This is a genomic window from Paracoccus beibuensis, assembly GCF_026162625.1.
Taxonomy (GTDB): domain Bacteria; phylum Pseudomonadota; class Alphaproteobacteria; order Rhodobacterales; family Rhodobacteraceae; genus Paracoccus; species Paracoccus beibuensis.
Genome location: NZ_JAOTBD010000002.1, coordinates 150,174 through 171,049, shown reverse-complemented (window position 1 = coordinate 171,049; position 20,876 = coordinate 150,174). Strand labels below are relative to the sequence as shown.

At 60.1% G+C, this 20,876-nt stretch carries 32 protein-coding genes and 1 tRNA gene; 18 read left to right on the top strand and 15 right to left on the bottom strand.

From position 1 onward, the window contains the following. Positions 1–102: 102 nt before the first annotated feature. Positions 103–930, bottom strand: a complete 828-nt coding sequence (locus OC159_RS02605; RefSeq protein WP_265499597.1) for a helix-turn-helix domain-containing protein — start codon at positions 928–930, stop codon at positions 103–105. Positions 931–1,036: 106 nt separating this feature from the next. Here OC159_RS02605 and OC159_RS02600 point away from each other — a divergent pair, with 106 nt between their 5' ends. Next, complete coding sequence (locus OC159_RS02600; RefSeq protein WP_265499596.1) at positions 1,037–1,207, top strand: hypothetical protein; 171 nt, start codon at positions 1,037–1,039, stop codon at positions 1,205–1,207. Positions 1,208–1,742: 535 nt separating this feature from the next. After that, a complete protein-coding gene (locus OC159_RS02595) occupies positions 1,743–3,383 on the top strand; it encodes a hypothetical protein (protein ID WP_265499595.1) in 1,641 nt (546 codons plus the stop codon). 28 nt (positions 3,384–3,411) lie between these two features. Here the strand turns inward: OC159_RS02595 and OC159_RS02590 are convergent, their stop codons facing one another. Beyond that, positions 3,412–3,615: a helix-turn-helix domain-containing protein gene (locus OC159_RS02590; protein ID WP_265499594.1), complete on the bottom strand. Its 204-nt coding sequence runs from the start codon at positions 3,613–3,615 to the stop codon at positions 3,412–3,414. A 21-nt stretch (positions 3,616–3,636) separates the two neighbouring features. Here OC159_RS02590 and OC159_RS02585 point away from each other — a divergent pair, with 21 nt between their 5' ends. Together OC159_RS02585 and OC159_RS02580 are read left to right on the top strand one after the other, a co-directional pair. Then, positions 3,637–5,133, top strand: coding sequence for a DEAD/DEAH box helicase (locus tag OC159_RS02585; RefSeq protein WP_265499593.1), 1,497 nt, complete (start codon positions 3,637–3,639; stop codon positions 5,131–5,133). After that, the gene (locus tag OC159_RS02580; RefSeq protein ID WP_265499592.1) at positions 5,130–5,456 is read left to right on the top strand and encodes a VRR-NUC domain-containing protein; all 327 of its coding nucleotides are present in this window, start codon (positions 5,130–5,132) and stop codon (positions 5,454–5,456) included. The genes OC159_RS02585 and OC159_RS02580 overlap by 4 nt, the downstream gene beginning before the upstream one ends. Here OC159_RS02580 and OC159_RS02575 read toward each other — a convergent pair. The 9 genes from OC159_RS02575 to OC159_RS02535 form a co-directional block, all read right to left on the bottom strand. After that, positions 5,393–5,698 carry a hypothetical protein gene (locus OC159_RS02575; RefSeq protein ID WP_265499591.1) on the bottom strand — a complete coding sequence of 102 codons (306 nt, stop codon included), beginning with the start codon at positions 5,696–5,698 and terminating at the stop codon, positions 5,393–5,395. The genes OC159_RS02580 and OC159_RS02575 overlap by 64 nt on opposite strands. Next, a complete protein-coding gene (locus tag OC159_RS02570; protein WP_265499590.1) occupies positions 5,695–6,009 on the bottom strand; it encodes a hypothetical protein in 315 nt (104 codons plus the stop codon). Before OC159_RS02570 ends, OC159_RS02575 begins: the two co-directional genes overlap by 4 nt. Continuing rightward, a complete protein-coding gene (locus OC159_RS02565) occupies positions 6,006–6,557 on the bottom strand; it encodes a hypothetical protein (protein ID WP_265499589.1) in 552 nt (183 codons plus the stop codon). The genes OC159_RS02570 and OC159_RS02565 overlap by 4 nt, the downstream gene beginning before the upstream one ends. Continuing rightward, entirely contained in the window at positions 6,554–6,799 is a 246-nt protein-coding gene (locus OC159_RS02560; protein ID WP_265499588.1) for a hypothetical protein, read from the bottom strand. The genes OC159_RS02565 and OC159_RS02560 overlap by 4 nt, the downstream gene beginning before the upstream one ends. Then, entirely contained in the window at positions 6,796–6,990 is a 195-nt protein-coding gene (locus OC159_RS02555; RefSeq protein WP_265499587.1) for a hypothetical protein, read from the bottom strand. Before OC159_RS02555 ends, OC159_RS02560 begins: the two co-directional genes overlap by 4 nt. Before the next feature lie 56 nt (positions 6,991–7,046). After that, entirely contained in the window at positions 7,047–7,478 is a 432-nt protein-coding gene (locus tag OC159_RS02550; RefSeq protein WP_265499586.1) for a hypothetical protein, read from the bottom strand. Between the two features lie 221 nt (positions 7,479–7,699). Continuing rightward, the gene (locus tag OC159_RS02545) at positions 7,700–8,314 is read right to left on the bottom strand and encodes a hypothetical protein (RefSeq protein ID WP_265499585.1); all 615 of its coding nucleotides are present in this window, start codon (positions 8,312–8,314) and stop codon (positions 7,700–7,702) included. 99 nt (positions 8,315–8,413) lie between these two features. Then, positions 8,414–9,358, bottom strand: coding sequence for an RNA ligase family protein (locus OC159_RS02540; protein WP_265499584.1), 945 nt, complete (start codon positions 9,356–9,358; stop codon positions 8,414–8,416). Between the two features lie 87 nt (positions 9,359–9,445). Beyond that, a tRNA-Arg gene (locus tag OC159_RS02535) sits at positions 9,446–9,522 on the bottom strand. A 233-nt stretch (positions 9,523–9,755) separates the two neighbouring features. Between OC159_RS02535 and OC159_RS02530 the strand changes: the two genes are divergently transcribed. Beyond that, positions 9,756–10,844: a hypothetical protein gene (locus OC159_RS02530; RefSeq protein WP_265499583.1), complete on the top strand. Its 1,089-nt coding sequence runs from the start codon at positions 9,756–9,758 to the stop codon at positions 10,842–10,844. Here the strand turns inward: OC159_RS02530 and OC159_RS02525 are convergent. Next, the gene (locus OC159_RS02525) at positions 10,810–11,919 is read right to left on the bottom strand and encodes a DNA methyltransferase (RefSeq protein WP_265499582.1); all 1,110 of its coding nucleotides are present in this window, start codon (positions 11,917–11,919) and stop codon (positions 10,810–10,812) included. The genes OC159_RS02530 and OC159_RS02525 overlap by 35 nt on opposite strands. A 74-nt stretch (positions 11,920–11,993) precedes the next feature. Beyond that, positions 11,994–12,794 carry a hypothetical protein gene (locus OC159_RS02520; protein WP_265499581.1) on the bottom strand — a complete coding sequence of 267 codons (801 nt, stop codon included), beginning with the start codon at positions 12,792–12,794 and terminating at the stop codon, positions 11,994–11,996. Positions 12,795–13,032: 238 nt separating this feature from the next. Between OC159_RS02520 and OC159_RS02515 the strand changes: the two genes are divergently transcribed. Further along, a complete protein-coding gene (locus OC159_RS02515) occupies positions 13,033–13,617 on the top strand; it encodes a hypothetical protein (protein WP_265499580.1) in 585 nt (194 codons plus the stop codon). Between the two features lie 64 nt (positions 13,618–13,681). On the opposite strand, the gene OC159_RS02510 is transcribed toward OC159_RS02515, so the two are convergent. Continuing rightward, positions 13,682–15,964 carry a phage/plasmid primase, P4 family gene (locus tag OC159_RS02510; protein ID WP_265499579.1) on the bottom strand — a complete coding sequence of 761 codons (2,283 nt, stop codon included), beginning with the start codon at positions 15,962–15,964 and terminating at the stop codon, positions 13,682–13,684. 107 nt (positions 15,965–16,071) lie between these two features. Then, a complete protein-coding gene (locus OC159_RS02505) occupies positions 16,072–16,359 on the bottom strand; it encodes a hypothetical protein (RefSeq protein WP_265499578.1) in 288 nt (95 codons plus the stop codon). A 333-nt stretch (positions 16,360–16,692) separates the two neighbouring features. Here OC159_RS02505 and OC159_RS02500 point away from each other — a divergent pair, with 333 nt between their 5' ends. From OC159_RS02500 to OC159_RS02445, 12 genes are all read left to right on the top strand, one after another. After that, positions 16,693–17,238 (top strand): DUF433 domain-containing protein, encoded by a 546-nt coding sequence (locus OC159_RS02500; protein WP_265499577.1) that lies wholly within the window; start codon positions 16,693–16,695, stop codon positions 17,236–17,238. Positions 17,239–17,388: 150 nt separating this feature from the next. Then, positions 17,389–17,604: a hypothetical protein gene (locus tag OC159_RS02495; RefSeq protein WP_265499576.1), complete on the top strand. Its 216-nt coding sequence runs from the start codon at positions 17,389–17,391 to the stop codon at positions 17,602–17,604. Beyond that, positions 17,589–17,870: a hypothetical protein gene (locus tag OC159_RS02490; RefSeq protein ID WP_265499575.1), complete on the top strand. Its 282-nt coding sequence runs from the start codon at positions 17,589–17,591 to the stop codon at positions 17,868–17,870. Before OC159_RS02495 ends, OC159_RS02490 begins: the two co-directional genes overlap by 16 nt. Positions 17,871–17,901: 31 nt before the next feature. Beyond that, positions 17,902–18,495: a hypothetical protein gene (locus OC159_RS02485; protein WP_265499574.1), complete on the top strand. Its 594-nt coding sequence runs from the start codon at positions 17,902–17,904 to the stop codon at positions 18,493–18,495. A gap of 55 nt (positions 18,496–18,550) precedes the next feature. Then, positions 18,551–18,742: a hypothetical protein gene (locus OC159_RS02480; protein ID WP_265499573.1), complete on the top strand. Its 192-nt coding sequence runs from the start codon at positions 18,551–18,553 to the stop codon at positions 18,740–18,742. Further along, on the top strand, positions 18,739–19,200 hold the full coding sequence (locus tag OC159_RS02475) for a hypothetical protein (RefSeq protein WP_265499572.1): 462 nt from the start codon (positions 18,739–18,741) through the stop codon (positions 19,198–19,200). Before OC159_RS02480 ends, OC159_RS02475 begins: the two co-directional genes overlap by 4 nt. After that, complete coding sequence (locus OC159_RS02470) at positions 19,197–19,397, top strand: hypothetical protein (RefSeq protein ID WP_265499571.1); 201 nt, start codon at positions 19,197–19,199, stop codon at positions 19,395–19,397. The genes OC159_RS02475 and OC159_RS02470 overlap by 4 nt, the downstream gene beginning before the upstream one ends. Then, the gene (locus OC159_RS02465; RefSeq protein ID WP_265499570.1) at positions 19,390–19,671 is read left to right on the top strand and encodes a hypothetical protein; all 282 of its coding nucleotides are present in this window, start codon (positions 19,390–19,392) and stop codon (positions 19,669–19,671) included. The genes OC159_RS02470 and OC159_RS02465 overlap by 8 nt, the downstream gene beginning before the upstream one ends. Continuing rightward, positions 19,671–19,880 carry a hypothetical protein gene (locus OC159_RS02460; protein ID WP_265499569.1) on the top strand — a complete coding sequence of 70 codons (210 nt, stop codon included), beginning with the start codon at positions 19,671–19,673 and terminating at the stop codon, positions 19,878–19,880. Before OC159_RS02465 ends, OC159_RS02460 begins: the two co-directional genes overlap by 1 nt. A 141-nt stretch (positions 19,881–20,021) precedes the next feature. Next, a complete protein-coding gene (locus OC159_RS19970) occupies positions 20,022–20,363 on the top strand; it encodes an SH3 domain-containing protein (RefSeq protein WP_322626701.1) in 342 nt (113 codons plus the stop codon). Positions 20,364–20,433: 70 nt separating this feature from the next. Next, the gene (locus OC159_RS02450; protein ID WP_265499568.1) at positions 20,434–20,670 is read left to right on the top strand and encodes a hypothetical protein; all 237 of its coding nucleotides are present in this window, start codon (positions 20,434–20,436) and stop codon (positions 20,668–20,670) included. Then, positions 20,663–20,863 carry a hypothetical protein gene (locus OC159_RS02445; RefSeq protein WP_265499567.1) on the top strand — a complete coding sequence of 67 codons (201 nt, stop codon included), beginning with the start codon at positions 20,663–20,665 and terminating at the stop codon, positions 20,861–20,863. The genes OC159_RS02450 and OC159_RS02445 overlap by 8 nt, the downstream gene beginning before the upstream one ends. Positions 20,864–20,876 lie beyond the last annotated feature (13 nt).

Here is a 20,876-nt window from a genome sequence, read left to right as displayed (position 1 = left end):
CCCTCGTTATTGTTTTGCTGAGGGGGAAATAGGTCCGGGGATTGGGACGCAAAAATACGGGTGGAAAAAAGTTGCCCCGGCGGTGAGGCCGGGGCGGTGAGGTCAGGAAATCCCGATCATGGAGGAGATCTCGGCCGACGTCAGTGCGAGCTCAATGCGTGTGCCGTCCGGGCGGGTGATTGTAATGCTTCGGAGGGCATCACGGGCCTCCGTCGGCGCCGCCTTCTGATGCTTCTTCATTGTCGGTTCCTTCTCTGTCTTTGATGCGGGATTTGCGCAGCCGGACTTCTCGATCCAGCGGCTGATGGTAGTCCAAGCGATGCCGTATTTCTTCGACGCTCCCGACACAGTCAGGCCGCCATTGAGGACCGCTGAAACAACCTCGTCGCGCTCCTCTTTTGTATATCTCCCGCCCTGGCCGCTCGTGCCGACGAGGCCGAGATCTTTGCGCCAGACGCTGATAGTGTCTGGCAGAACTCCGACCTCTGCCGCCACCTGAGCATTAGTCAATCTCTCGGCGGTTTGACGTTCGAGAAGGGCGCGTTTCTGATCGTTGGTCAAGCCACTCGGGCGGCATCTACGTCCCTTGTTCGGCGAGCCTTCAGAGCGCTCCTCTGCCTGTCTTTCGATGGGCGCGACCTTCTTTGCCGGCGCAGGCTTTGCAGGAGCTGAGGGCACGATCAAGGGCTTGATTTTTGAGGCGGGCGCCGCCTTCGCCGGTGCAGTTTTTTCGAATGTCGCACCCATCCGGATCGCGCGCGCAATGTCCTCCCGCCAGATTCCAATGGTCATCTCGTTGACACCAGAAACATTGCTGAGGCCCTTGATGGAAAGACCCTCTTGGACGCCGTATTCCATCAGCTCACGCTTGTCCTGGAGGGTGATTGCCGACGGGCTCTTGGTAGGGAATGAGATGGGCAGTGACAGCATGGCGAGATCCTTTCGGAAGGGATCTGGGTTCGCTGGCTCAGGGGCGGAAACGAGATCGGGGAACCTCTTTCATCCGTGCTACACTGACCGCCAAGGAGAGCCGCGCATGACCGACCCCGACGACATCAACGAGACCGCCGCAGCCTTCATCGAGCGCAAGCTAAAGCTGCTCGCGGAGGGGCAGCTTAGGCTGTCCGAGCCAATGAGCGTGGACGAGTTCGAGGCGATGTTCGAAGAGGCGATTGCGGCGGCGAAGGACAGGCACGCGAGGGAATAGCGCGGCCTGTCCCGGCTGGAACTTTGCGTCACGAACGATCGCAGGACTGATCGGGAACGCCCCCGGCAGGGCGCCTGGGAGGGGTCCAGGGGAGGGGCAGCGCGGGCGCCCCTCCACCCTGGCGGCAGGGGTTTTCAGGGGAGCGGCGGCGCGCCCCATGAACCGGCAGGCGGCCCCGTCGGAGACGCCGGAAGGGGGTCCAGGGGGAAGAGCGGCGAGCGCTTTCCCGCCTGCGTCATGGGGGTTCAAAGGGGGAGATCGAAGGCTCCCACCTTGCCTGTCGGGAGACGCCGGAAGGGTCAAGGGATGAGCGGCGAGCGGGTCCATTGCGCACCGCAGGGGCGGAGGGGTTTTGGGATGGAAGGGATGGGGCGGAGCCCCAAACCCTCCCGAACAAGAGGCAGAGGAAGCCCGCAGGGGTTTCGCAGTCTCTTAGTAAGTATGAACCCGCGAAAACTGACAAAAAGCCAGGCCTGAGAAGGAGCGAAAACTTAATCCGGGCGCGATCTCCCTTTCAAAAGGGAGGAGACCAGAAATGGCACAGAAAACCTACGCGGAGCGCCTGCGGGAACTCACATATGCGGAGCGCGTCAGGCTCGACGGAAAGTTCCCGGCAGTGCTTCGCTTCGCCAGCCTTTCACCCAAAGATGTCGCCGGGATGATCGCTCATGCGGAGCGGCGGATCGGGGATGTTTCTCACTGCGATCCAAGCCGAAAACATCTCAACCGCGTCCTCGTCGGCGACAACTCCATCGCGGACATTGTGCGGCTCGAAGAGCTGCGGATGAAGAACGCGAACCACCTCTCTAACATCAAAGGGACGAAGAAAAAGCGCGGAAAGAAAGCTGCCGCAGCGGTGATGAATGCAGGTCCGCAGAACCCCTGGACCGAGAACGCGAAATCGGGTCCTCCACTTCGTGAATTTGTCCTCACGGTTCATCGCGACAAGTTCCGGGCGGCTGACGATTGTCCGGCGGAGCATGTCCTTGAGTTTCTCGACGACGAGGGTCGGCTTGCGCGATTTGACAAGCGGAAGTGCGAGGAGTTCACGCAGGCCGGGCTGGGCTTCATGCAGAATGAGTTCGGCTCGATGCTGAAGTATTGCCGCGTCGATTTCGACGAGCAAAGCATCCACCTTCAGGGGTTGATCTACGACATCATCGAGGAGCCGGCGTCGGATCGTTATGCTGACGGACGGAAGCTTTTCCGGTCGGCGCATCACCCCCTCATCGGCGGCGAAGAGATCCCGATCGAGGGCAAGGTGGACAAGGATGGAAACCCGGTCACTTGGCGCAAGAAGGGCTACGAAATTGCGCAAGATGCGGTCGGCGCCTGGTTCCAATCGCCGGAGCATCAGCACATGAATATTGTGCGCGCTGAGCCTCGGGCGGCCGCTCTTCGGGAGGCCAAGAAGTATGCCGACAAGGCGCTCATCGAAGTCCAGGGTGACGAGTTTCTCGACGGCGCCGACAGCATCATTCCGCCGGGCTCGCCGCGGGCTCAGATGATGTTCGCATTGCGCAAAAGGATCGAGGAAGAGGCGGCGGCGAAGGGCGGCGATGCAAGTAAAATCCGCACGCATCAGGCATCCCAGATCGCGCTCGACATACTACTCACTCTCGGCGTCGTCACGCACGAAACGAGGGACGGAGCGAGGACCCGCGGCGAGATGAACGCGCTCCTGAAACCCTTCGAGGAGCGGTTCGGTTCGGCGAAAGACATGGTCGCAGATCCCGATGCCGTTATTGCCAAACTCGCGGCAGAGGCGGCCATCGAGCGCGCCCGTCAGAATGAAGCCGCAGCACTCCGCAGAGCTGAGGAAGACAGACAGGCGGCGGCGGAGAGGGCGCGTCTCGATCGCGAGGCTGAGGCGCGTCGCAAGGCGGCAGATGAGGCGGCGAAGGCGGCAAGGGAAGTGAAGCAGAAAGAGCTGGATGACCGCGACGCAGAACTCGACAAGAGGGCTGAAAAGCTCGCCGAGAAAGAGACGGCACTGAAGAAACTGGCTCGTGAACTCGGCGCCTGGCGCGACACTCTCCTGAGCTATGCTGCCGACATCACCGCCGCCGCCAGGCGGGTCGAACTTCTCAAAGATCCCGTTGTCTCCGCGGGCCTGAAGAACGTCGCCGAGGTCGAGAAGATGGGCAAGCCCAGGGGCTTCGAAATCGACGACTGAGGACACCTGTTCCGGCCGGAACAATACGTCAATCGTCGATCAGTTTTCCGGGCCGGACGCGCATCACACGCGCTAAGGCCCGGATGCTGTCGATGCGCGGATTTTCGACGCGCTTGTTCATGACGTGCTGCACGAAGTTCGCGTTCAATCCCGCCCGAAGCGACAGCGATCGCATGGTCTCCGTAGCGTGTGTGTCGAGGTGATGCTGTAGCGCAGCGCGCAGTCGATCCATCGTCACCCCCTATATCTACGCATGAATGTTTTAACATGCATATCGGGTGGGTCAAGGCTTCGAGGATACCAGAGCGATCTCAAGATCCGAGCGCGCAATCGGTTTCTCGAAGGCGTGCGCCGTGTGCTGGTTCAGCTCGTCACCGGCGGCGGAAAGACCAACCTCGCCGAAGACATTCTGCGCGACGCCGAGGCCCGCGGATCGGTCGCATGGTTCGTGGCTCACCGGGACAATCTCATCACACAAGCCGCCCGTCGTTTCCGGGGCGCAGGTCTCAATGTCGGGGTCATCAAGGCCGGCCACAAATACCAGCGCGAGATACTGATCCAGGTCGCGTCGATCCAGTCGCTCCAATCGCGGTTCGGCAGGGTTCAAGCGCCGGATCTGATCTTCATCGACGAGACGCATCACGCACTCAGCCCGTCCTACCTAAAGCTGTTCGAGGCGTTCCCGGAGGCCCGCGTCATCGGTCTCACAGGCACGCCCTGGCTACTGGATGGCCGCGGGCTGGATGAAGTCTTCGAGGTGATGGAGACGGGCCCAAAGCCCTCCTGGATGATCGAGCAAGGCTTCCTGTTGCCGAGCCGCGTCTTCGGATCTCGACGCAAGCTGGCTATGGTTTCTCCGACGAACGGCGGCGATTTCGATCTCGAACGCGCCGAGCAGATACTTTCCAAGTCAGAGGTCTGCGGAGACGCGGTCGAGATGTTCCGGGATCGGTTTCCGGAGCGGGGCAGGGGGATCACCTTCACCTGCTCGGTCGCCCATGCTCGGCAGGTTGCTAAAGCCTACATTGCCGCAGGCGTGCCAGCCGAGATCCTGACTGGCGAAACTCCCGAGCTCGAGCGTGAGGCCATCATCGAGCGTCTCGTAAGTCAAGAGACGCGTCAGCTGGTTGTGATTGACTGCGCATCAGAAGGCTTTGACTTACCTGAGCTCGATTGCGCCACGCTCATGAGGCCCAGCGCCAGCCTCACGCTGGTCCTGCAACAGATGGCCCGCGCCATCCGCCCGGTGTTTGCGCCAGGGTATGATCTCGAAACCCGTGAAGGCCGCCTGTCGGCGATCCTGGCGAGCAGCAAGACCCATGCCACGATCATCGACTGCTGCTCTAACACGCTTCGACACGGCATACCGGAGCTGGATCACGAATGGAGCCTTGAGGCTCAGGACAAGAAGACCCGCGCCGCATCCAAAACCGAAGACGGCGAGACCCTGGCAGTGCGTCAGTGTCTTGAATGCTATGCCGTTCATCCCTCGGCGCCGGTCTGTCCGATCTGCGATCATGAGCATCCGGTCGAGAGCCGCATCCCGAAAGCGCGGGCGGAGGAACTGCGCGAGATCGAGAAAGCCGAACTCGAACGCCTTCAGAAAGAAAGACAGACAAAGCGGCGTCAGGAGGAGGCCGGGCAGAAGACGCTCGAGGACTGGCTCCAGATCGCGCGCGAGAGGGGCTACAAGCCCGGTTGGGCCTATCAGCGGCACAAGCTCCGGCAAGGTCGGAGGAAGGCGGCGTGAAAGAGCGCACGATCCAGAACAAGATCCTGATTGCTCTCTCCAAGGAGTATGCCGGCCGGTCGATCTGGTGGACCAACGACACCGGCGTCGCGAAATCCATGGACGGCAAGAGAACCATCTCCTTCGGGCTGAAGGGCAGCCCGGACATCCTGGGCTGCCTGGGCGGGCGGTTCATCGGGATCGAGGTAAAGACCGAAAGCGGTAAGCAGCGAGAGGCTCAGGCAAAGTTCCAGAAGGCGTTCGAGCGGGCAGGGGGCGTTTACATCATCGCCCGGTCGGTGGAGGATGCTCTGTCTGCCGTCCGCACCATCGCCTCCGCGTGAAGCTCCAGCCGACGGTGCGCGGACAGCCGGCTGATATGTTCCCGCACCTCTTCCTCGATGGCTTCGCGCACCCACTGGAAGACTTCGTCCGGATGGTGGTTGAAGTTCTCCAAGCACCAGTAACGGTAGTCGTCGACGATGATCCAGGCGGGGCCGACGAATATCTCCTCGCTCAGATAGCTGACGTAGATCCCGTCGGCCGTGCTGCGGTTCGGCTCGATAAAGGTCGGATCGAACCTCATCCGAGGCTCGCTTGCATGAGAAGATCGAAGGCCTCGTTCGCCATCTTCATCTCCGGGCCCGGTCGCCGAATCCACTCCCCCTCGCGTCGTTCGACGGCAAGTCGGGCGCGGGGGCCAACATTGTAAGCGTCGATAAACCTGGCCTCTTCTTCATTCGAGGGCAGATACGCTATCCAGTCATGCCGGCGAACGACGACACGCTCCTCACCGTAACTCATGACGACGCTACCCCAGAACACAGTGATGTGGTCAGGCTCCTTGTCGCTGTAAGCGCTGTGGAGTTCCAGTTTCCGGTGCGCGGAGAAGGTCATGCTGAGTTCCTCGATGTAGACAGGCGCTCGAGCTTAGCGTGGTTGCTTTCGTTGGCGCGGTGGTCGAGTTCCCATTGGGCGATCATGTGCCGGCAGCGCTGCTCTACCCCCTGGACAAGATCGCCATCAAAAGTGGTCGGGAGTTGCGCCATGACTTCGACCTGCGCATCCGGCAGCAGATACAGCGGCCGCCTGCCGGTCGCCGGATGGTAGCGCTCAATGGCATAGCGCATTGCGACCGCGCGATAGATTTCTGCATGCCACCGCTGCCGCTGCCAGTCGATCGGAGCAAACGGATGGATGAGCGATCCGGTGACGCGAAATCCGCCGTCTGGCACGGGGGGCATACGCGTCACAGTTGCGCCGAAGAGTCCAGATTTTCCGAACTTCAGGCTCAGGTCGAATGGCACTGCGCAGTCTGGATTGCCTTCGTCATGGTATCCGCGCAGTTCCTCGACGGTGAGCGCCATCGTCTCCCGCCAGGCGGCGTCGAAAGCCGCATCGGCATACCGGCGGATGTTCTTCCCGTATCGAGGGAGGCGGATCATGACGCCGTCCTCCTGATCGGTTCAGACAGACGGCGATCCGCTTCTGCATCGACAATGTCACGGACGGAGCGAACATGCTGCCATCGCGCGCGCTGGGCGTCTGTCATACGTAGCGCCGCCCATTCGCGATCGAGAGCCACTTCTTCGCGGAAGGCGAGGTTGGAGAGCCTCAGGAGCCCTCCAATGCTGTATGAATTGAGCCGGGCGATGAGTGCCTGGCGCTGGTTCTCCGGGATAGTCATGCCGAGACCCTCCCACGCAGCTCGGCGATCTCCGCACGCAGTTTGTCGGCTTCCAGCTCAGCCAGCCGGTAGATCTCATCGGCGTCGTCTGGGTGCATATCATACTCGCGCACGATCGAAGCGCAGGTGAGGTGGAGGCTGTCGAGCTGCTCTTGGGCGGCGGCGAGGGCCTCTTCGGGGGTGTAGGTCATCTGTCTGTCTTTCCTGTTCGTGGGGGTGGCCGGGGCGTGTGGCCCCGGCGGTGGGGTCAGGCGCAGGACGACATCTGCATGCGGTCGTGATTCGAGAGAGATGCAACCAGGGCCTGGTATTCGGGGAAAGCTGTAGAGACGGGCGACCATGCAGCGTCATTAAGAGAGGCGACGGCTTCGGGCGCATCGAAGTCGAAATACCAGTCACCAAAGATATGACGGTAAAGCAGGCCGTCAGCCCCAAGCCGGAACTGGATGCGCGCGAATGATGCGAGCGGATAGCCTTCGACGTCGCAGATCAGGATGGCGTCCTCGTGCTCGTAGTCATCAAATGTCAGGATGCCATCTTGGATGCTCCGACAGAACTTGCGGACCTGCCGGACGCGCTGCGGCTTGGCAGAGGTTTTGGCTGCGGAGGGCTTTTCTGCCGAAAAGAGGTCGCGCAGGCCGTCCAGGCTGAGGGTGCTGTTTTCGATTGTCTTGCTCATGGCTCTGTTGCCCCTGTAGCGGTCGGGGCGTTTTCTGTTTGTTCACCCGCTACAATCAGGAAATAGGCCTCTCATCGGCACTCGGAAGGAAAAAAACAGAAAAAAAGTGTCTGCCGGTCTGTTTTTCTTTCATGATGCTGGCAGACAAAGAAAAACCCCGGCGGTGAGGCCGGGGTTGGGGGTGGCTGATTAGCCTTTGACGTTCTTGACGACCTTCGACATCACGACCTCCTTTCTTCGCTCGGTTTGCGGGGGATGTCGTTCATGAAGAGAATGAAGGCCGCCTGCACCGCCGACATCCGACGGGTCGCATCGACGGTCGCAGGGATTCCCGGCGACGTGTATGAGATCGCACGCTTCCGAAGCGCCTCGATCACCGCGGCTCTGGTGTCCTCAGCGCCGCCGGCAGCGACGATCTGTTGGAGCTCCTTGATCGGCTTCCCAGTCACGCGCTGAAGCAGATTCCATACCGGCACACCCCGTTCGACATGCTGGAGGATCTCTTCGCCGAGGGTCGCATGCTTGGTAAAATCGCGGAAGGTGCCAGCCCGGCGCGTCATCGGCGGCACGTCGAAGGGGTCGAAGTCCTCAAGGTCGCCAGCGCTAATAACTTTCACCGGATCAAGGGGAGCCTTAAGCTTCTTGATCAGGTCTTCGCTCAGCGTGAACTTAATTGGCTGCCGGATCTCGGGCGCGACCGCCTTCTCCTCCGCCTCTTCCATGATGCCTTGAACCAGCCGCTTGTGCTTCACGCCGCCGGACTGCGAACCAAGCCGCAATGCCGTCCTAACCACCTCCTCCAGGTCATCCCGCTTCAGCGTAATCGTCTTGCTCATTCCTGCCTCCTGTCAGTCTGTTTTTCCGAGCTGGTGGGGAAATAGGGACAAATCGCCTGAACCAAAAAAGAAGGGCGGGAGAACTCCCGCCCATATCCTTCACACCCCCTGCGCCTTGAACCACCGCACTGCGGCCTGGTTGACGAACTTCGCGACCGCAGACCATTCCAGACCCATCTCCTCGATCTCTGCCTGGCTTTCTTTCTTCACGTCGCCGCCGATCCATTTCAGGAAGTCGGGGATCGTGCGAGGGTCAGCGACACCGCCACACGCCTCGGCCAGACCCTGACGGCAGCGCGCCTCGGTTACGAAGGCCGAGACGAAATCCTGAGCGCCAGTCGGGATCGAGAGCTTCTCGGAGACCGCCTTGCCTTCCTTCTTGACCCGATGCGCCTCGGCCTTAGACTTGAATGTCAGGGCCGGCCACTCATAGATGGTCATCGGTGCGAGAGGGGCGAGCACAAGGCCCTCACCAGCGTCGCTGACGCCGAACATGCGAGCGATGTATGGGTCCTCTTGGGCGATGGCATCGACAGCGCCATTGACGCGCTCCACAAGCTCTGCGGTGGGTCCGGAGTAATCAATTAGGATCTCAAACTCGACGGGCAGGACCTCGATGTCGGGGTGCGACGGCGTCAGCGCCCGGATGAACTCCGGGTCGTAATGCATGATCTCGCCGACCTGGATCGCGAAGACGAAGAACCGACGACGGTCAGTCTTGGAGACAGCGTCGGTCGGCTGAACTCCGGGGCCCGCCCACTCACCGAAAAACACGGCGTCCTGAGGTTGGACGCAGCCGGCGAAGAGATCGCGGACGCCGTCAAGCCATGCCGCGAAGTCGAAGTTGTCCGCGTCGACACTGAGGTCGCGGTTGCGGGATTGGGCGACGACGGTGCCGTTGGTCGAGACCCGGATGCCGGCATTGGTGCCATGAAGCTTGATCTTCGCCCCGTAGCGGCAGATCTGCGGATTGAAAGATTTGAACTGCCGGCGATAGACATGCGAAAAGCTGTCGATGCTCGGAAACTTCGTGAAGGCGGCCATCGGATGTTCACTCCCTGTTCTGGTATCTGAAAGGGAATTAGGTCCAGCGGGATCTGCACAAAAACGAATGTTTCTTGGGGTGCGGATTGGCCCGGACGGCAGGATTCGAACCTGCAACCTCCGGCTTCGTAGGCCGGCGCTCTATCCAGTTGAGCTACGTCCGGATGCTTGGAGGTCCCGGCCATATTGCCGGGACCCGCATGCCTCACAGAGGAAATAGGGCCGGATCATCACCGTCGCACACAACATGCGAGTTTTTTTTCAGCTTGGGCGCAAGGTTGATGTCGGGATCACCATTCTTGCCTCCTGCCTGTTTTTCTTGAGCTATGGAGGAGATAGGCCTGGGAGCGATGAACCAAAAATCTGAGGCGTCTATGACTCGACCTGGTTACCTCCGGTGTATACGGTGCCCGAAAAACAACCTTGGACAGTGATTATGCCTTTGAACACCGAAGAAGTTTTGAGAATTGCCGGCGACCATTTGCAGGAGTTGTCCGGTCACAAGTTCGACGTCTTGACGGTAGAGCCGCCGGTGTCGCCAGAAGCAGCTGTGAACCTGTCGAAGATCGTTTCGAAGCTCTCTCCCATCCTCGGCAACCTGATCGAGTTCAACGTGGTCGAGTATCTCGACGATCAGGATGAGTTCGCTGGACAAGGGACATGGCGCCGCCAAGACCCTGGCTTCCCAGATGCGGTCTTCGATGGCGTAGTTCCGCAGCCCGGCTTCGAGATCAAGGCGTGGTTTCCGCTCTCAACCGAGATCACTGCACGGTTCAAGGACAGTCAGAACCATTTCACTGACGAAAATACGAATGTGTGCATGCTGGCTTGGCTGCCGGAAAAGATCCTTTACGGCAAGCCCCAGATCATCGACGTGGTAATCGTGTCCGGCAAGTCAGTCGCTGAGGCGAGGGACAACCACTATCACAATCCGCCCCACTACATCGTCCAAGAGCCTGAGAACACAGAGAACCGGACCAGCAATCTTCAGCAGACGAACACGAATGGCTACCGCATCCAAGATCCGACTGAAGAACAGCTGCGAGCAGCAGAGAGACTGATCGCGTCATGGGGGAATGATGGTCACATCTACAAACCAACGCCGGAGTATCAGGCCCAACTGCGGGAACTGATGAACATCTGCAACTATCGGTTGGATACGAATTACGCGAAGATGGACCGGATTGTTCATCCGGGCCTTGAGGCATTCAAAGCCCGCGTCCTCGGTATCGAAACCGAGGGGATGACGATCTCACAGTGGGCAAACCTTTTCCGTGCCAGCGCGAGGGCAGAAGCCAAGCTTCGCAAGGCGATCAAGGCTCAGGAGACCGCCGAAGAGAAGCAGGACGAAAACGCTCTTGAGGCAGCGCTTCGTCAGATCCATGCCGCAGAGGAGGAAGTGCGACACGCCGATGAGCATGTCGCGAGAATCCTCGAGGAACGCCTGAACATCAAAGAAGCGGATGCTGATCAGCTTCTTGAATGATCCGCTCCAGCCCATAGTGGAAATAAGTGGGGTCGATCTCAGCAGCGAACGACCTCCGCCCGAGCCTCCGAGCAGCTACTGACGCAGAGAACAGGCCACCGAAAGGCTCCCAGACAACTTCGCCAGGACGAGTGGTAGCTTCAATCGTCCTGGTCATGAGGTCGAGCGGCTTCTGGTTCAGGTGCACCGCTTTACCTGATGTGCCGTGCGTCTTGATCCGCTCAGCGCCACGCAGGGCAGGGCGGCTCCACACGTTCGTCATGCCGTGGGGGCACTCGAAGTGGGAGCGGGTCTCTTCCCAGTCGGCGGCCGTCATCGGGCGCTCGCCGTCCTGCGAGAAGTAGGGACGGCCGGCCGGTTTTCCATGCTCATTCGCGTAATCGACGAGCATCTGGAACTTGCCTGACGGCATCCAATACCAGAGATGTCCCTGGTCGAGATACTTTCTAACCGCTGCATCCGCGACGCCGCAGGCCCTGTTCGCCTCACGGACCGGAAGACCTGAGCGCTTCCATTCTTCAAGCAACCAGAACTTGATGTGCTTGCCGTTCATCCGAGGCTCGCGGACATATTGCACGCAGACTTCGGAGACGACTGGGAAGCGCCGGATCTTCTTCGTGTTCACGTTCCCGGCGATATGGCCAATGCCCTTGTCCCAGATATTCGCGTTCACATAGCGCCAGCCGTGCTTCTCCAGGATGGGATGAACTGCCGCCCAGCCGATCTCGCTGTTCCAGAACCAGAGCATGGTGCTGCCCTTCGCTCGAGCGGACCAGGCGGCAATGTGCGGCTCATACCACTCAGGCATGCCAGTGTGATCGGACGTGTCGCCTTCGAAGCCGAGGACGCCGTAGGCGCCGTCTGAGACGATGCAGTCGGGCGCGTCCCAAGATGCGTAGCGATCAAGGCTGTTCCCGAACATAACCGTGGTTTGGCCGTCTGACCAATGGTCCGCTTCGGGCAGATCGACACGCTTGATCGCCTTTCCTCTACCGACGGTCGAGGTAGGGGTGCTGCGCATGCTGGGTTTCTCCTCGCGCGAGGAGGCGGGTTTGGGATCGAGCGATTCAGTCATGGGCAACTACTGACAGAGTCCGGGAACGAAAGCGATACGGAATCTGCGTCGCTTGCCCATTTCCCATGCGGAGGTCACATGCTCGCCAACACTGCTTTCACCTGCCGAAGATCGATATGAATGGGCTCGATGCAGAGGCTGTAAGGAACGAAATCAAGTTCCGTTTTCCGATACTCGATGACCCTCCCGTCCCATTCCACGCCCCAACCCTTCTTGGCGTTGGCTGTCTTGAGGATCTCCCAGACCGCATCGAAGGAAATCAGCCGGCGGCGCTCAGGAAGCATTTCGACGCCTGCCTTGATGATGGGGATGGCCTTGGCTCGCTTCTGCATCAGCCCAGGCACGTCCTTTTCTGAAAGATTATCAATCGCGGCAGCTCTCAGGATGGATTTGATGCCACCTGCACCGAGTGAAATTGTGGCATCAGGAATGTGCCCTGAGTAGTCGAACACATCTCGAAGCATTCCCAGCGCCTGCCGAATAGCCGCCTCAGCCTGAAGTGGTCCATCTTCCAACTCCTGCATCAACTCGACCAGGCCGCCGGTCACTCGCTCCGCAATCTCCTTCCGTTTCAATCCGGAAGCTGCTCTCTCACGCCTCCTGTCGATCGCCGCGACTGTTTCCTTTCCTGCGATCTTGATTGCGCAGCAGTTGCCGCAGAGAGCCAGTGACCCATCTGGCAGCACCGCAAAATACCCTCGGCGGTGAGTCTGGCGCTGGGCACAGAAACAGCACCGGACCATGTTGTCAGCGTAGTAACCAGTCGGCAGCAGATCTACCGGCCGAACGCCTGGCTCGACTTCCTGAACGACGCCGAGCTGGCCGAGCGGATCTCGAACGAGGAAACTATCCTCGCTTGAAAAAGGCTTTCCCATGCATCTCTCCAATCCCCCAACGATGATGATGACAATCCTCCCATGATGCAGAGTATCTGTTTTGTTCTCTTGTGGCAAAGGGTAGATTGAACCGCAATATGTTGGTCAAGCATATTGCGTCATGAAATTGAGATTTTTATCAGGCCTGAAGACCTTTTCTGTTGTCGAGAGTTAGTTGCCCGCCTTCCCAGAGCACAAATCTCTCGCTATCCAGTTCCCATCTACACGGAGAGGTTGAATGGTCACGCTTACCGGGCGGGTTTGGGACATCTATCAGGACGAAGGTCATGAAGCCGAGGAAGGCGACGTCTGGCTGCAATCGAAGCTCGACAGCGCCGGGCGCGCCGCTGTTGCAGGCAGACACGCGAACAATGGATATTCGGGATGGTTCGCCGGGTTCATCCACGCAGATGGAGCACGTCGCAAGTTCCTCGGCTGGCGGATCTTGTTCCCCGATTTCCAGAACGGCTTTGAAAGACAGGGCGACAAAGGCGATACGGTTTTCAGGATTGAGGAATGCCTGAAGGCCCTCGGCGATCTGGAGATCGTCAAGGTGAAAGGTGGATACGGGTTCGCCGATGAAGCCGAGGCAGAGCGAAGGGTCAATCAGCACTGGGAAGACTGGAATGCGCCTCGGAAAGGGATGACCCGAGAAGAAGCTCAAGAACATGCAGACAGGCGGAATGCGTCGAGAAAAACGCGACGTATCTACACGGCCGAGGACATCCTGGCTGAGAAGGAGCCGGAGTTCGAGAAGCGCATGCGGCTTCGCGGCAATCGACCCTTCGGGCTGGCATCTCTGAGCAAGATCGGTCGGTCATAATAAAAAACCCCCGATCCGAGGACCGGGGGCAAGTTCAGAGGGGGGATCGAGCCCCTCTGGGTTATCAGTTGATAGCGACCAAGCTCGGCTGACGCTCGCGGAGACGTCCGTCAGACCCTGCCTTGATGTCGCTGCCGGTGTAGATGCCATCGGCGTAGTCGTCGCCGATGGAGCTCAGCATCAGCCCATGACGGACGACGACACCGCCCCTCTTCTCACCCTTGTGGCCCTTCTCTTTCAGCAAATCGCCGAAGGCACGAGCGGAGATGGCGAAGCCGACGGCGTTATGCTCGACCCACTCCTTGTATGCCTTATAGACACGCCCGGCCTGAACCACTGCCCCTTTGCGGACAGTCACGCACTGAGCGAAGAAGTCGCCGGTCGCATCGGTCTCCACACGATACTCGGAGCGAGCCTCACGGACGCAATCAGGCTCCTCACCCAGACCGTCAGCATACCACTCGACCGCACCCTCGACAGCCCATGCCAGGATGCCGGGCATCTCGTTGATGAGGGCAGAGCGCAGCATCGGGTCTTTCGGCTTGGATACGCCCTTCACGAAGTCCTCGTGATCCGGGCTCTCATAGTGGTTCGAGAAGACGATGTTCACGACCCGGCGCCAGATGGCCTTGTCCTGGCTGTGGATGCGCGGGCGGAAGTTGGTGTCAAAGACCAGCTTGCCAACCGGTTGAAATTCGAAGGCGCGTTCGAACTTGAATGACGCGATCTGGGTGCCTTCGCCCGAGAGACCCTTCATCTTGCCTTCATCGAGTGCGTCATCGGCGTCGCCTTCCGAGGCATGGATGTAGCGAGCGCCACGGATGCCGGCCAACAGGTCGTCGGTGCCGCTGGACTTCGAGCGAGGTCCGCGCTGCTTCATCAGGTAGTCCTTCGGCAGCGTCTTCGCGTAGTCATTCAGGAGACGCTCGATGACATAGGTGATGACGCCTTTCCCGTTCGAGCCCTGCCCGGTGAGGAACAGGAACTTCTGCTCGCGGGTCTCGCCGGTGAGGATGTAGCCGATCCACCGCTTGACGTAGGCGATGAGCTTCCGGTTGCCGTTGAAGACATCCTTGAGGAACTTGATCCAGTTCGGGCACTGGGCGGCGGCATCGAACTTGGCTGCTGCTTGCTTCGAGATGAGGGCGGCAGGATCGGCCGGCAGGAGCGTGCCGGAGCGGAGATCGACCATGCCGTTCTTGACGCCGAGGATGTGCGGCTGAGCGTCCATCAGGGTCGCGTCGACCTGCATATAGGCGCGGGACTGCTTCACCATTGCCGAGACCGACTTCTGCGACTGGGACTGATTGGCCCACTTCGAGAGGTCTTCGAGCGAGAAGAGGACATTCTGGGGGTCATCGACCATGCCAGCGCCGTCCTTGTCGCCTTCGCGCATGATCTTCGCCTCGGTCTTGCTGAGGGGCAGATACTTCACGATGTCCGGGCGGTATTCGTTCAGGACGCGGGCGGTCTGGATGTCGCGGCTGATGCTGCGTGCGGCCTCGTGAGCGGTGCGCTCCAGGGCGCCCTCTTTGCCGTCGGCAACCCACCGGGTCCCGGTCCAGGCCATGACGCCCAGGCCGACTACGTCAAGGATGCGGTGGCCGTAATGAACCAGCATCCGGTCGGTGTTGCCCAGGTCTGTGCGGTCTGCGTTCAGCAGGCACCAGATGTCGGCGGCGGTGATGCGCTCGGCAGAGGAGGAGCCTTTCGGGGCATCCTCGTCATCTTCACCCTCTGCGACGACGCCGGTCATGCGGGCTTCGATGGCGGCGGTGCGGGCATCCTTACGAGCGGCAAGGACCATGGCCTGCTGCTGCCAGCGACCCTTGCCAGCCTTCTCGGAGAAGCCCTCGGTCACATCCTCCAGCTCATCCTTCGACAGATCGGCAAGAGCGTGGAAGGTGCGGATGCCAGCGTTGGCGAACGCTTTCGCGATTGAGGGGCCGATGCCGCCGATCTCGGTCAGCTTGTCGGGGGTCTCGTTGTCGATCTCGTCCTCGGCCTCATCGCCGGCACCCTGACCCATGAGATCGGCGGCGACGACAGCCTGACCGCGCCAGTCCTTCGAGGCGGCTTTCTTGGCGTAACCCTTGCAGACGGCGTCCAGCTCTTCATCGGTGGCGCGGGCCAGCATAGAGTAGGTGCGGATGCCAGCTTCGATCAGCTTGGCGGCGACGGCCGGGCCAACGCCCGAGATGGTGGTCAGGTTGTCGTCAGCGATGGCGGCTTCGACAGCGGCGGTCTCGGTCTGCTCACGGGCAGCCAGAGCGGCTTCGCGGATGCCCTGGGCGACTTCCTCGAACTGGGCGACGGAGGCGCGGAGTTTTCTGATGTATGCGTGCATTGTTCTTCGATCCTGTATGAAGTGCGGTCGTTGCCGCGGTTGTTGTTATTGGGGGCGCTGAGAGCGGCTTGAGGGAGATAGACCCATCGGAGCCGATCCAAAAAAGATCATGCGCGGGTCAGAAAGACCGCGCCGCGGTCGTTGCACTGGGCGACAACAGCGAAGGCATAAGGGCGGATGTCGGAGGGCAGGGAGGGCAGGTCGGCATCGGCGACGAGGAACTCACTCTTGCCGAGCTTGACGAGACCGACGCGGGAACCGATGAGGGATTTGCCGACTGCGATGCGGGCTGCGGCGTGGCGCTGGGCATAGGACCCGGAGGTCTTTGCCAGGGCGACGATTTCGCTTGCCTGGCTGGTCGTGCCGAGGTATTGGGGTTTCGATAGGGTCTTCATGTTCCGTCTCCGTTCTTCTTGATGAAGGGGAGATGGTTCCCTGGTGTGCCGACCGGTTGAAGATTTTTAAGAAATCTTACAAGCCGCTGATTTGGCTTGTGTTTTTCTGTCTTCCCAGGACTAACAGGACAGTTGTTCAGGACCCCCTATAGTGTGGGGTCAAAGTTAACTTTCAGGACTATAAGATAGAGTTCCCCCATGCGCGTGTGGGGGGTATATTATACTGCCTTCAAAGTTAAAAATGGCCCTATGCTATAAGGGGTCCTGAACAACTGTCCTGTTGTTCCTGCCGGTTCGCGGTAAATCACTGGAAAAGCAGTAGGAATTCGAAAAGTGATTGTCCTGGTCAGGGTTGGCGCCGGGCTGATTTTGCCACTGATCAGGAAGACGCAACATGATGGCAATGAAACACGCCATCCGCATCTTCGCCCCGCTCCTCCTCACCTCTGTCTGTCTTTCGGTGATCTGGGAACGCGTCCATGCTATGCTGCCGGTATGACAGACCCCGGCCGCATAGATCTCGGCAACTATCTTGAGTCGCGCGCCGACATCCTTGGCGGCGAGCCGGTCATCAAGGGCACGCGCATAACCTGTCGCTCAGTCTTGGGTAGGATCGAAGACGGGGACACGATCGACGATCTGTGTGCTGAGTATGACAGCATCCCGCGTGCGGCATTTGAGGCGGCCATAAGGTATGCCCGCACGCATCCGCAGGGTAGTGGCTTCCGTTTCGGCATCCTGAAGGGCGCGGTGGTGCCACCTCCAGGCGAGTTCTTTGCGGCGCTCACCGAGGAGGAACTGGCAGGCTGGGAGGGCGACGACCGCAGCACTTGGGACTTACCCGCTGCACTGACGGTCAAGCCGGACGACGAGCGATGAGCGCCCGCAGTGCTCTCTGATCATCCGTCATCTTTGGCTCCTCTCACGCGCAGCATACTACTGATCCGCCGTCGCGATACGGTTTTTGAGCCATCTCGTCTCCGTCCTATCTCCTGTGAAAGACAGACAGAAAGTCAGGGAGGATGGAATATGAGTGACGGACAAGCCATGTGGGCATTCATCATCGGCTTCGGGTTTCTCGCGGGCATTCCCGCAGCTGGCGTCTCGAACGCAACCAGCGCGCCAATCGTGCGTGAAGAGCTGACTGGCGGGCTTACGACGCAGGAGCGCTATAAGCAGACGGTGTTGTGCCGTTTTGAGCATTTCGAGCGCACGGGGGAGATCCTTCCGTGGCCGCAGTGCTGACGCCCGCGGCCGTCGAAGCGGCGATGCTGCTCGCGTGGTATATCGCGATCTCCGCAGTGCCGCTCTCCCTGCTGGCGGAGTGGTATCTCTCCATGCAGCGACGGCGCGCGTGGGAGCATTCGGCACCGGACCCGGAGGCCGTCCGGCGCACCTGGGCGCATATCCGCGCCGAGGTTGAGTGGCTGTTCTCCCGCCCGTCGGTAACGGCCGATCCCGTTCCTGACCTCGACCAGGAAAAGCGCATCAGCTGGGGTCGGGCGCGGTGACATAGCGCCCCCGGCGCAGTAAGCTGGCGGCATGAAAGATCCCGCCGACATGTCCCGCGACGAACTCGCAGAGGAGGTGCGCCTGCTGCGCGAGCTGCTCGAACAGCGTCAGGCCGGGCCGTTCGTATCCATCCAGGAGGGAGAGAAACGAACGCTGGAGATGATTGCTCGGAAACGCGCGGAGATGGGTATGAACTGGGAGATAGTCGCGGGTCCGGGGGATATGACGCGCGATGCACGTGAATATCTCGACGAGCTCGAACTGGTCCCGGCCCAGACGCTACAGCGCTACCTCTCCGATCTCGCGCGCCTGGGTGTCCGATATGGCATCGAACTCCAATCCGACCTCGAAACCGGCTGTATGCGCCTGGTGCCTCTCACTCCGGAGCAAGGCGGCTATTATGCCGAGCGCGTCGATGACGGCCCTCGCGTGCTTGCATCATACGGCAGCGGAATGGCGTGGGACGATCCGACAGATGGCGTAGTAGGCGACGACATGCATCCCGACGCACGAGCTGAGCGCGCCCGTAGGTGGCGCGAGGACAATGCCGAGGCGATCGAGGAGCACAACCAGCGCGAACTGATGCCGCTGCACAAATCGCGACAATCACTCGACGACGACTGATTTTTGGTTCGGCCGCGCTGGGCCTATTTCCCTGGAAAGCAACAGGGAGATTTCCATGAAGTATCTGTCTTTCGCGTTTTTCGTCTCCGTCTATGCCAGCGTCGCTATTGGTGCTGGCGCGCTACTGGCGGGGCATCTGGGTGATGTCGGTATTTCGCTCGCATCTGCCGTTCTGGGCGGCGCTTGGCTTGCTGGCGTGCGTGTGGAGTGGGTTCGGCTGTTCGGGCAGAAGGGAGGTGCGGCATGACCCTCCATCCATACCAAGCCGAACAGCTTCCACAAATTCACGAGGCAATCGAACGCTTCGTCGCTGAGATATCATCGGGTGCCCTGTTTTGGCGGCAGAGCCCCTTCAGGTTCGAGCGCTCACATGCTGAGCAGGACTTCCGAACCCGCGTGATCCGCAGCGGCGCCGTTCCGATCGAGGAAGTGGTCTTCAAGCACCGAGGCTTCCGGAAGCGAGTCCTCATCGCGCCGGTCTGCAAGGGCGCAGCCTCGGCAACACTTCGCGTCAGGTGTTTTCAGCTCAGCGATTTGTATGAAGGCGCAGGTGTGGATCTCGGTCGGAGCACCGTCTCCATGTCCGTTTCTTCTTCCGATGATCAGAGCATTCCTCAAATGGCGTGGTCGATGCTTTCGTCACACCAGCGGATGGCGATGTTCTCGGCTGTGGCACATCGCACGCCGAAGGGAGGTGCGGCATGACTGACCAACCCACCCACAGCCCGATCATTCTCGGCGCTGATGCGATCCGAGGCTTTGCGGCCTGGCACGGCGTGACGCCTGCCGAGTTCGTGTCCCGTGCGGCTGATCACGTCATGACGACCATCCCTGCGGACAATGAAGACCGATACGCGATCGTCCCGCTGAACCAGTGCGAGTGGAGGATGGGCGATGACTGACAAACCCACCCCAGCGAAGATCAAGGCATTCATCGACGATCTGGCGCGGATTTCGATGCGGCATGGGTTCGAAATATCCGAGGATGAGGGGCGTCTATATCTCGATCGTATCACTACCGACTTCGAGGGCTACTCTGTTCGCGTTGCAGATGGTGTGACCGATGGTTGGCCGATGATGACCTGCGTGGTCAGCGGTGGTGACTATGTCTCCAGCATCGACCTCACCAAGCTCAGCAACCACCAGCGGCTGGCGATCATGGGAGGGCAGGGGTGATGGACCATCCAGACTGCCACGTCTTCGAGGTGCCACGCGGCGTCGACAGCTTCGAGGTTGCGTCGCGGGTGTCTCGCCTCGGTGTTGATGGCACTCTCGGCGGTCCTGGCCGCACGCTGAAGGTCTATAAGAAGGCTGATCGTGCCGAGGTCGAGAGGCTGTTTGATGAGGCTTTGAGAGAAGCCCGGAGCATGGGAGGGCAGGACTGATGCGCGCTTGACTTTCTTCCTGGCGCCGCACCCTCCGCAGCCCCGCTTTTGAAAGGGCTGGGAACGGCGCAAAGAAGTGGAGCAGGGTAACAAAGTTTCAAAAAACCGGCTCAGCGTGATATTCTTCTTCCATGTTTTTTGGTGTGGAGATGGATCGTGAAACTGACAGTATTCGTAGCAGCGCTTGCAGTATCGTCAGGCGCTGCCGTCGCGCAACAACTCGACGTTGACTTCCAGATCACTGAGGATACCCAAATAGCCGGATGCAGCGGTGCTTCAGTGGTCGGTTTAGATCCAAACGGCGACGGTTTTTTGGCGGTTCGGTCTGGGCCGGGCGCGAACTACCGAAAGATCGATGAGCTACATAACGGAGACGAGGTCCGGACCTGCGAACCTCGCGGCGAGTGGTGGGGAATCTACTACGATGAGCCGCGGCGAAAGGGGTGGGTGCATGAAAATTGGCTTGGGAACTGGGCAGGTTGAGATTGACTGAGCGGACATACCCACGCCCTGCCGTTGATCTGTCAGTTGATGGTGAGGGAGGGCGGGGCTGATGAAGGTTGATCCCAACCGGTTTCAATTCGTGACCGGCGACGATCCTCACGCGCGCCTTGTCTGCTACGGCAACATGCCGGTCATGACGCAGATGTTTGATGACCCCGACTCTGCGTCGGAACGGAAGCGCTCGATCGCGGCGGCGACAAGTCTGCTTGAATACAGATGGTCAGCAGCCTCGTCACACGCGCGGATGTCGATATTGGCAGCGATTGACGGAGATGGCGATGACTGACCCCGACGCATGGACCCTCGCAGTCGGCGCACTTGAGCATGTCTGCCGCACGCACAATGTTGAGTTGCGCGCAACGCCCGAAGGCGTGATGCTCGTGCCCGCTCGACCCGACTGGCAGGGCTATGAGTGGCGTCCTGCTGAGCGACCCGCGGGCAGCGTCATACTGCTTGATAGAGGCGACGGACCGGAATAAGACACAACATATA